Annotated in this window: 7 protein-coding genes and 2 pseudogenes; 7 read left to right on the forward strand and 2 right to left on the reverse strand. The window is 69.1% G+C overall.

The window, feature by feature from the left end; genetic code table 11:
* From I71_RS33270 to leuD, 7 genes are all read left to right on the forward strand, one after another.
* Window positions 1-898: oxaloacetate decarboxylase (locus tag I71_RS33270; RefSeq protein ID WP_244434207.1), on the forward strand; the 898-nt coding region annotated here is incomplete at its 5' end.
* Window positions 895-2,640 carry a hydantoinase B/oxoprolinase family protein gene (locus tag I71_RS33275; protein ID WP_042704385.1) on the forward strand — a complete coding sequence of 582 codons (1,746 nt, stop codon included), beginning with the start codon at window positions 895-897 and terminating at the stop codon, window positions 2,638-2,640. The genes I71_RS33270 and I71_RS33275, both read left to right, overlap by 4 nt.
* A gap of 20 nt (window positions 2,641-2,660) precedes the next feature.
* Window positions 2,661-4,745, forward strand: a complete 2,085-nt coding sequence (locus tag I71_RS33280; RefSeq protein ID WP_042704388.1) for a hydantoinase/oxoprolinase family protein — start codon at window positions 2,661-2,663, stop codon at window positions 4,743-4,745.
* Window positions 4,742-5,356 carry a cysteine hydrolase family protein gene (locus I71_RS33285; protein WP_042704390.1) on the forward strand — a complete coding sequence of 205 codons (615 nt, stop codon included), beginning with the start codon at window positions 4,742-4,744 and terminating at the stop codon, window positions 5,354-5,356. The genes I71_RS33280 and I71_RS33285 overlap by 4 nt, the downstream gene beginning before the upstream one ends.
* The gene (locus I71_RS33290) at window positions 5,353-6,762 is read left to right on the forward strand and encodes an FAD-dependent oxidoreductase (RefSeq protein WP_042704392.1); all 1,410 of its coding nucleotides are present in this window, start codon (window positions 5,353-5,355) and stop codon (window positions 6,760-6,762) included. The genes I71_RS33285 and I71_RS33290 overlap by 4 nt, the downstream gene beginning before the upstream one ends.
* Window positions 6,759-8,180 (forward strand): 3-isopropylmalate dehydratase large subunit, encoded by a 1,422-nt coding sequence (gene leuC / locus I71_RS33295; protein WP_042704394.1) that lies wholly within the window; start codon window positions 6,759-6,761, stop codon window positions 8,178-8,180. The genes I71_RS33290 and leuC overlap by 4 nt, the downstream gene beginning before the upstream one ends.
* A gap of 1 nt (window position 8,181) precedes the next feature.
* Window positions 8,182-8,781 carry a 3-isopropylmalate dehydratase small subunit gene (gene leuD, locus I71_RS33300; protein ID WP_042704395.1) on the forward strand — a complete coding sequence of 200 codons (600 nt, stop codon included), beginning with the start codon at window positions 8,182-8,184 and terminating at the stop codon, window positions 8,779-8,781.
* A gap of 45 nt (window positions 8,782-8,826) precedes the next feature.
* Here the strand turns inward: leuD and I71_RS41185 are convergent.
* Both I71_RS41185 and I71_RS41190 read right to left on the reverse strand, forming a co-directional pair.
* Window positions 8,827-9,036 (reverse strand): annotated as a pseudogene (locus tag I71_RS41185) (polyphosphate kinase); the annotation flags it as partial.
* A 73-nt stretch (window positions 9,037-9,109) separates the two neighbouring features.
* Window positions 9,110-9,477 (reverse strand): annotated as a pseudogene (locus tag I71_RS41190) (polyphosphate kinase 2 family protein); the annotation flags it as partial.
* Window positions 9,478-9,480 lie beyond the last annotated feature (3 nt).

The raw sequence follows: 9,480 nt of genomic DNA on the forward strand, positions 1-9,480 counted from the left end.
CAGTTTCCGGGACCGACTGGCCCAGGACCGTGTCGTCCTGGCGCCCGGCGTCTATGACGCCTTCACCGCTTCGATGGCCACCGCCGCCGGGTTCGAAGCGCTGTATCTGTCGGGCGCCGCCATCGCCTATACCCGGCTCGGCCGGCCCGACATCGGGCTGGTGTCTGTCAGCGAGGTGGCCGACACCATCGCCCTGGTGCGCGACCGCGTGCCGACACCGCTGATCGTCGATGCCGACACCGGCTATGGCAACGCCCTGAACGTGCAGCGCACCGTGCGCATGTTCGAGCGGGCCGGCGCCACCGCCTTGCAGCTTGAGGACCAGAGCTTTCCCAAGCGCTGCGGCCACCTGACCGACAAGGCGGTGATCCCGGCCGGCGAGATGGCCGGCAAGATCAAGGCAGCGGTCGATGCCCGCGCCAGCGAGAACACCCTGATCGTCGCCCGCACCGATGCGGTGGCGGTGGAAGGCGTCCCGGCGGCGCTGGACCGTGCCCGCCTCTATGTCGAGGCCGGGGCCGACGTGCTGTTCGTCGAAGCGCCCAAGAGCCGGGAGCAGCTCTCCGCCATCGCCACTGACCTGGGTGGCATCCGCCCGCTGCTCGCCAACATGGTGGAGGGAGGGCAGACGCCGATCAGCTCCGCCGCCGAACTGGGCGAACTGGGCTTCCGGCTGGTGATCTTCCCCGGCGGAATCGTGCGAGCGCTCGCTCGGCAGGCGCAGGATTATTACGGCTCGCTGGCGCAGCACGGCACGACCCAGCCCTTCCGCGACCGCATGTTCGACTTCAACGCGCTGAACGAGCTGATCGGCACGCCGGAGATGTTGGCACTCGGCGAGACTTACAAGGACTTTGGCAAGGACTCTGGCCCCGCCAAGCGGGAGGACGCAGCATGACCACGAAAACCGCAGCAATCGATCCCGTCACGCTCGCCGTCCTGAAGGGCCGGCTGGAGCAGATCGCCGACGAGATGGACGCGACGCTCTACCGCTCCGCCTTCAACCCGATCATCGCCGAGGCGCGCGACGCCTGCCATGGCCTCTATCATGCCGAGACCGGCGCCACGCTGGTGCAGGGCACCAACGGCCTGCCGATCTTCGTCGGCGCCATGGCCTTCGCGGTCAAGGCGGTGATCGACAAGGTGGCGAAGGAGGGCGACCTCCATCCCGACGACATCTTCCTGTTCAACGATCCCTATGACGGCGGCACCCACCTGAACGACTTCCGTCTGGTGCGGCCGATCTTCCGCCAAGGGCAGTTGTTCTGCTGGATGGCGTCGGTCGGCCATTGGCTTGACATCGGCGGCAACGTGCCGGGCAATTTCAACGCTCGCGCCACCGACAGCTTCCAGGAGGGTGTGCGCATCCCGCCGGTGAAGCTGGTCAAGGCGGGTGTGATGAACCATGACCTGCTGGCGATCCTCGCCGCCAATTCCCGCGTGCCGGTGTCGAACTACGGCGACCTGAACGGGCAGCTGAACGCGCTGGATCTGGGCGTTCGCCGGCTGACCGAGCTGCTGGACGAGCATGGCGAGGAGACGGTCTCCGCCGCCTTCGACGCCTTCACCGCGCGGGCCGACGCGCTGATGCGCAGCGCCGTGTCCAAGCTGCCGGACGGCACCTACAGCTTCGAGGATTATCTCGACAATGACGGCATCACGGCGGACCGTCTGCGCATCGCGCTGGACCTGACCATCACCGGCGACCGGATGACGCTCGACTTCTCGCGGTCCTCGGCTCCCTGCGCCGGGCCGCTGAACATCGCCTATTCCACCGCCGTCGCCTGCTGCTATGTCGCGCTGAAGCATGTCTTCACCGACGTGCCGGCCAATGCCGGCTGCCTGAACCCGATCACCTTCGTCATTCCCGAAAGCACGCTGCTGGCGGTGAAGCCGCCCAAGCCGGTGGGCGGCTATACCGAGACCATCCTGCGCGTCATCGGCGTGGTGTTCGGCGCCCTGGCGCTCGCCGATCCGGCCCGCGCCACCGCCGCCCCCTTCGGCACCATCAACGCGCTGTCGCTGGCCGGCCACCGCAAGGACGGCTCGCGCTGGGTGATGTTCTCCTTCTTCGGCGGCGGGCTGGGCGGCAATCCGGAGACGGACGGGCTGAACCACGCCAACAACCCGATCTCCACCGCCACCATTCCGCCGGTGGAGATCCTGGAGGCGGCCTATCCGGTGATGTTCACCCAATGGGCGCTGCGCCCGGATTCTGCCGGTGCCGGCCTGCATCGCGGCGGGCTGGGTGCCGTCTATGAGATCGAGGCGCTGACCGATGCCGACGTTTTCCTGCTGGGCGAGCGCGGCGTCTTCGCGCCGTTCGGCGTCGCCGGCGGCGAGCCAGCGGCGCTGAACCGCTTCACCTGGCAGAGCGACGAGGGAGAGAAGTCGCCGCCGCTCGCTTCCAAGGTGACCGACGTGAAGATCTGCGACGGCCAGCGCGTGCGGCTGGAAACGCCCGGCGGCGGTGGCTGGGGCGACCCGAAGCGGCGCGATGCGGAGGAGGTCGCCCGCGATGTGCGGCTCGGCTATCTCGGCATCGAGGCTGCGCGCGCTGCCTATGGCGTGGCGCTGACCGACGACGGCGCGCTTGACATCGCCGCCACCGCGACCCTGCGCGAATCCCCCGCCGCCTGACGAATTCGGGATCCAAGACCATGAGCAACGGCATTTCCAAGGGTGCGGGCAAGGGCGCCATCGTTGGCGTCGATGTCGGCGGCACCTTCACCGACCTGTTCCATTACGACGAGGCGCGCGGCAGCTTCCGCACCGCCAAGGTCCCGTCCAACCGCGGCGACGAGGCGGTCGGCTTCCTCGCCGGTCTCCAGAGCTTCGGCCCGGTGGCGGACCTGGGCTCCATCGTCCACGGCACCACCGTCGGCACCAACGCTCTGCTGGAGCGCAAGGGCGCCAAGGTCGGCCTGATCACCACCGCCGGCTTCCGCGACGTGCTGGAGATGCGCCGCCGCGACCGCCGCCACACCTGGGGCCTGTGGGGCGATTTCGTCCCCGTGGTCGACCGCGACATGCGGCTGGAGGTGACGGAACGCACGCTGGCCGATGGTACCATCCGCAGCGCCATCGACCCGGAAGAGGTCCGCGCTTGCGCCCGCAAACTCGCCGACCAGGGGGCGGAGGCGCTCGCCATCGTCTTCATCAACGCCTATGCCAACCCGGCCAACGAGCTGGCGGCGCTGGAGGCGGCGCGCGAGGTCTGGCCGAACGCCAACCTCGAATGCTCGTCGCGCATCCTGCCGGAAATCCGCGAGTTCGAGCGCACCTCGACCACCGCGCTGAACGCCTATCTCCAGCCGGTGGTCGGCAGCTATCTCGCCAAGCTCGACAACGCGCTGGCGGGGGAGGGGTTCGGCGGACGCTTCCACATCGTGCAGTCGAACGGCGGCGTGATGTCCACCGACACCGCCCGGCGGCTGCCGGTGCGCACCGCCCTGTCGGGGCCGGCGGCCGGCGTCATCGCCGCGGCGGCGATCTCCAAGGCGGCGGGCTTCCCCAACGTCATCACCGGCGATCTCGGCGGCACCAGCTTCGACGTGTCGCTGGTGGTGGAGGGGCAGACCATGCTGGCGGCCCAGACCACCATCGATTTCGGTCTGGTCGTCCGCACCCCGATGATCGAGATCACCACCATCGGCGCCGGCGGCGGCTCCATCGCCGGGGTCGATCCCGGCGGCATGCTGCAGGTCGGGCCGGAGAGCGCCGGCTCGCGGCCGGGTCCGGTCTGCTACGGCCAGGGCAACACCCGCCCGACCTTGACCGACGCCAATGTCCTGCTCGGCCGCATCAATGCCGAGCGTCCCATCGGCGGCAAGCTGGCGCGGCTGGACGTCGATGCCGCCCGCACCGCCATCGCCACCCATGTCGCCGAGCCGCTCGGCCTCGACGTCATGGCCGCGGCGGAAGCGGTGGTGCGCATCGCCAACAGCAAGATGGCTGGCGCCATCCGCCTCGTTTCCATCGAGCGTGGCCATGACCCGGCCAAATTCGCCGCCGTGCCCTTCGGTGGCGGCGGGGCGCTGCATGTCGGTGCCCTCATCAAGGAAGTCGGTTTGAAGGCGGCGCTGGTGCCGCGCTTCCCCGGCGTGACTTCGGCGCTCGGCTGCGTCATCGCCGACATCCGCCACGATCAGGTGCAGACGGTCAATCTGCCGCTGGCGTGCATCGACGCCGGCTCGCTCGACCGCCGCATGGTGGAGGAGGCGACGGCCGCCCGCGCCGTGGTGGAGTCCGCCGGCCTCAGCGTCGAACGCATCGACCTCGTCTTCGAGCTCGACATGCATTACATCGGCCAGACCCATACGGTCGCCGTGCCGCTGCCGGTGTCGGTGGAGAACGGCACCACCGGCATCGATGAGGCGACCATCCGCGCCGCCTTCGAGCGTGCCTATCAGGCCTCCTTCAGCCGGCTGTTGCCGGGGGTGGGCGCCAAGATCGTCAATCTGCGCACCGCCGCCATCGGCCGGCGTCCTCATTTCGACCTGTCCGCCCTCGCTCCGGTGGCCGGGACGACGGTGGAAGGCGCCCATGCCGGGTCGCGGCCCGTCTGGTTCGACAGGGCTTGGCACGAGACGGCTGTCTACAACCGGCTGGACCTGCCGGTCGGCGCCGTGATCCAGGGGCCGGCGATTCTCGAACAGCCGGACGCCACCACCGTCATCGACCCCGACCTGTCCGCCCGCGTCGACGACTACGGCAACGTCATCGTCGAAAGGAGCGTCCGATGAACGGCACAACCATTTCCATCGAGCACACCGCTCTGCTGGTTTGCGATCTGCAGAACGACTTTCTCCATCCCGAGGGCGCCTACGGCCGCGCCGGGCAGACGGCGCCGGAGATCCTGGATCTGCCGGAGCGGGTGAAACCGCTGGCCGACCTGCTGCGCTCGCGCGGCGGCTGGGTGATCTCCACCAACTTCACCCTGGTTCCCGGCCGCGGTGGCGAGCCGATGATCTCGCCCCACCTGAAGACGCTGCGTCCTTTCCTTGCCAAGGGCGATTTCAAGCCGGGCAGCTGGGGGCACCGCACGGTGGACGCCCTCCAGCCCGTCGATGTGGAGGTCGAGAAGGTCGCCTATTCCGCCTTCTACATGTCGCGGCTGGAATGGGTGCTGGCGAAATACGGGGTGGAGAGGCTGCTGGTCTGCGGCATCGTCACCAATGGCGGCGTCGCCTCGACCGTGCGCGACGCCCATGTCCGCGATTTCGACACCATCGTGCTGGAGGACGGCACCGCCGCCTTCACGCCGCAATTGCATGAGGTGTCGATCGCCGCGCTGCGCCCGGTCTGCCGGGTGGCGACCGTCGCCACGATGCTGGAGGAGATGGCGACCCGATGAGCCGCATCCTGCCCGCCGGTGGCGTGGAGTTCGAGTTCACCGTCCCCGTGCTTGTCGTTGGCGGCGGAGCGGCCGGGATGGTCGCCGCACTCGCCGCCCATGAGCAGGGCGCCGGCGTCCTGGTGCTGGAGCGCGACGCGCTCCCCCAGGGTTCCACCGCCCTGTCGGCCGGGCTGATCCCGGCGCCAGGCACCCGCTGGCAGCGCGATGCCGGGATCGAGGACAGCCCGGAGCGCTTCGCCGCCGACATCGTCGCCAAGGCGAAAGGGGAGCCGGACCTGGCTGCGGTCGCCCGCGTCGCCGGAGCGGTCGGACCGGCGCTGGAATGGCTGGCCGACCGCTATGGCTTGCCCTTCTCGGTGGTGGACAATTTCAGCTATCCCGGACACAGCGCCCGGCGCATGCATGGGTTGCCCAGCGGGTCGGGGGTGGAACTGATCGACCGCCTGCGCGGCGCCGTCGAGGCCGCCGGCATCGACCTGCTGTGCGAGGCGCATGTCACCGCCCTCTACGCCGATGGCGCGCAGGTTCGCGGCGTCGAGGTCACGCGGCCGGACGGCAGCGTCGAGCGGGTCGGCTGCGCTGCGCTGGTGCTTGCCTGCAACGGCTATGGCGGCAACAAGGCGCTGGTGGAGCGGCATGTGCCGGAACTGGCCGATGCGCTCTATTTCGGTCACCCCGGCAACCAGGGCGACGCGCTGCTGTGGGGTGAGGCGCTGGGAGCGGCGACCCGGCACCTGTCGGGGCATCAGGGCCATGGCTCGGTCGCGCATCCGGCCGGCATCCTCGTCACCTGGGCGACGATCACCGAAGGCGGCGTGCAGGTGAACATGGGGGGGCGGCGCTTTTCCAACGAGGCGCAGGGCTACTCGGAGCAGGCCGCCATCGTGCTGCGCCAGCCCGACGGCATCGCCTGGACCATCTTCGATGAGCGCATTGCCGCCATCGCCCGCCAGTTCGAGGATTTCCGGCAGGCCGAGGCGATGGGGGCCGTGCTGACCGCCGACACGCCGGCCGAGCTTGCCCGGCAGATGAGGATCGACGCCGACGCCCTCGCCGCGACGCTGGCCGACATCGACCGGCTGAAGGCGGAGGATGGGACCGACGGGTTCGGCCGTGACTTCACCGGTTCGGTGCCGCTGGTTCCTCCCTATCGCGCCGTCCGCGTCACCGGCGCCCTGTTCCACACCCAGGGCGGACTGGTCGTCGATGATGAGGCCCGCGTTCTCGACGGGCGGGGGGCGCCGCTGCCCAATCTCTTTGCCGCTGGCGGGGCCGCTTGCGGCGTGTCGGGATCGAAGGCGTCCGGCTATCTGTCCGGCAACGGCCTGCTGACCGCGGTGGCGTTGGGGCGCATCGCCGGAACGGCCGCCGCGGATGCCGCAAAGGAGGAAACCAACCGATGACCTCGCAGCCACGCAGCCTGTTCGAGAAGGTCTGGGACGCCCATGTCGTAGCGACCCGGCCGGACGGTCAGGCCCTGCTCGCCGTCGACCGTCATTTCCTGCATGAGGGCTCCTTCCACGCCTTCGGCATGATCGACCATGCCGGCCGCAAGGTACGCCGGCCGGAGCTGACCTTCGCCGTCGCCGACCATTACGTGCCCTCGCACAGCCGGGCCAAACCGATTGCCGATCCCGAGATCGCCAACATGGTGACGATGCTGGAGGCGAATGCCGGCCGCCACGGACTGCGCCATTTCGGCCTGCACGACCCGGACCAGGGCATCGTCCATGTGCTGGCGCCGGAACAGGGGCTGACCTTGCCCGGCCTGACCATCGTCTGCGGCGACAGCCATACCTCGACCCACGGGGCCTTCGGGGCGCTGGCCTTCGGCATCGGTGCCACCGAAGTGTCGCATGTACTGGCGACCCAGACCCTGTGGCAGCGCCGTCCCAAGACCATGCGGATCACCGTCGACGGGGTGCTGCGGCCGCATGTGACGGCCAAGGACCTGATCCTGGCGGTGATCGCCGCCATCGGCGCCGACGGGGCCGCCGGCCATGTCATCGAATATGCCGGCAGCGCCATCGAAGCCCTGTCGATGGAAGGCCGGCTGACCGTCTGCAACATGTCGATCGAGGCGGGCGCGCGGGCCGGCATGATCGCCCCCGACGATACCACCTTCTCGTGGATCGAGGGGCGGGCCTATGCCCCCAAAGGGGAGCTGTTCGACCGCGCGGTCGAGCATTGGCGGACACTGCCCAGCGATCCGGGCGCCGTCTTCGACCGTGAGGTGAGGCTGGACGCCGCCGACATCGCCCCGGCCGTGACCTGGGGCACCAGCCCGGAAACCGCGGTGCCGGTGACCGCGACGGTGCCCGATCCCGCTGCCGATGCCGATCCTGTGCGCGCCGGCCAGATGCGCAAGATGCTGGATTACATGGGCCTCGCCCCCGGCATGGCGCTGGAGGATGTGCCCATCGACCGCGTCTTCATCGGCTCCTGCACCAATGCCCGGCTGGAGGATCTGCGTGCCGCCGCCGCGGTGCTGCGCGGCCGGCGGGCGGTGGTGCCGGGGCTGGTGGTGCCGGGATCGGTTCCGGTGCGCATGCTGGCGGAGGCAGAGGGGCTGGACCGCGTGTTCATCGAGGCCGGGCTGGAATGGGGGGAGCCGGGCTGTTCGATGTGCGTCGGCATCAACGGCGACCTCGTTCCGGCGGGGGAGCGCTGCGCCTCCACCACCAACCGCAATTTCCCCGGCCGCCAGGGGCCGAACGCCCGCACCCATCTGATGAGCCCGGCGATGGCCGCCGCCGCCGCCGCGACCGGCAGGCTCACCGATGTCAGGAAGCTCGATGTCCGCAAACTGGGAGCGTCGTAGGATGGAACCTTTCGTCACGCTGACCGCAGCGGCGGTGCCGCTGGACATCGCCAACATCGACACCGACCAGCTGCTTCCCGCCCGCTTCCTTAAAAAGCCGCGCAGCGCCGGCTATGGCAATTTCCTGTTCCATGACGAGCGCAAGCCGGGCTTCCCCTTGGACGACCCCGCTTATGCCGGTGCCCGCGTGCTGGTGAGCGACCGCAATTTCGGCTGCGGGTCTTCGCGCGAGGGGGCGGTCTATGCGCTGGTCGATGGCGGCTTCCGTTGCGTCGTCGCCCCCAGCTTCGGCGACATCTTCGCCGCCAACGCCGCGAAGAACGGATTGCTGACCGTCACCCTGCCGGAGGAGACGGTGGCCGACCTGCGCCGCCAGTTGCAGAACGCACCGGGGGCCACTGTCACCGTGGATTTGCCGGCGCAGACCCTGACCGGCCCGGACGGCCGGGCGCTGTCCTTCGCCATCGATCTCTTCAAGAAGGAATGCCTGGTCGAAGGGCTGGATGACGTGGCACTGACCCTGCGCCACCAGGACGCCATCGACGCCTTCGACCGGACGGATGCGGAGCGGCGCCCCTGGGTGGTGCCGGGCAGGGGGTAATGAATCCCCTCTCCCCGGCGAGGAGAGGGGATGTAGGGTTGGATCTTACTCCGCCTCTATCCCCAGCACTTCGGCAGCGATCTTCGCGACGTTGCCGTTGACCGGCGGCGGGGCGATGTTCACGCCCTCCTTCAGGGCGGCGGTGACGATCTCAAGCACCTTGAGGCGGGCGTGCCATTTGGAGTTCGCCTCCACCGCATGCCAGGGCGCGTTGGGGGTGGAAGTCCGGTCGAACATCGCCTCCACCGCCTTGACGTAATCGTCCCATTTTTGCGCGGTTGCGCAGGTCCTCCTCCGTCAGCTTCCAGCGCTTGTAGGGATTCTTCATCCGCTCGCGGAAGCGCTCCAGCTGCTCTTCGGGGTGATGTGCAGGAACAGCTTGACGATGCGCACGCCGTCGTCGGGCAGCATCCGCTCGAACTCGTTGATCTCGTCATAGGCGCGCTTCCATTGGTCCTTGGTGGCGAACTTCTCCACCCGCTCCACCATCACGCGGCCGTACCAGGAGCGGTCGAAGATGGCGAAGGTGCCGGCCGCCGGCAGCTTGGTCCAGAAGCGGTACAGGTAATGCTTGCCCTGCTCTTCCTCGGTCGGGGCGGAGATCGGCCAGACATGGAAGCCGCGGGGGTCGAGCGGCTCGGTCATGCGACGAATGGCCCCGCCCTTGCCGGCGGCGTCCCACCCCTCGAACACCATGAT

The sequence above is a fragment of the Azospirillum sp. B506 genome (assembly GCF_000333595.1).
Taxonomy (GTDB): Bacteria; Pseudomonadota; Alphaproteobacteria; order Azospirillales; family Azospirillaceae; genus Azospirillum.

Bases quoted from the DNA above. Each gene is read 5' to 3' on its own strand.
- I71_RS33275 (WP_042704385.1), top strand. From the start codon at position 895: ATGACCACGAAAACCGCAGCAATCGATCCCGTCACGCTCGCCGTCCTG.
- I71_RS33280 (WP_042704388.1), top strand. From the start codon at position 2,661: ATGAGCAACGGCATTTCCAAGGGTGCGGGCAAGGGCGCCATCGTTGGC.
- I71_RS33285 (WP_042704390.1), top strand. From the start codon at position 4,742: ATGAACGGCACAACCATTTCCATCGAGCACACCGCTCTGCTGGTTTGC.
- I71_RS33290 (WP_042704392.1), top strand. From the start codon at position 5,353: ATGAGCCGCATCCTGCCCGCCGGTGGCGTGGAGTTCGAGTTCACCGTC.
- leuC (WP_042704394.1), top strand. From the start codon at position 6,759: ATGACCTCGCAGCCACGCAGCCTGTTCGAGAAGGTCTGGGACGCCCAT.
- leuD (WP_042704395.1), top strand. From the start codon at position 8,182: ATGGAACCTTTCGTCACGCTGACCGCAGCGGCGGTGCCGCTGGACATC.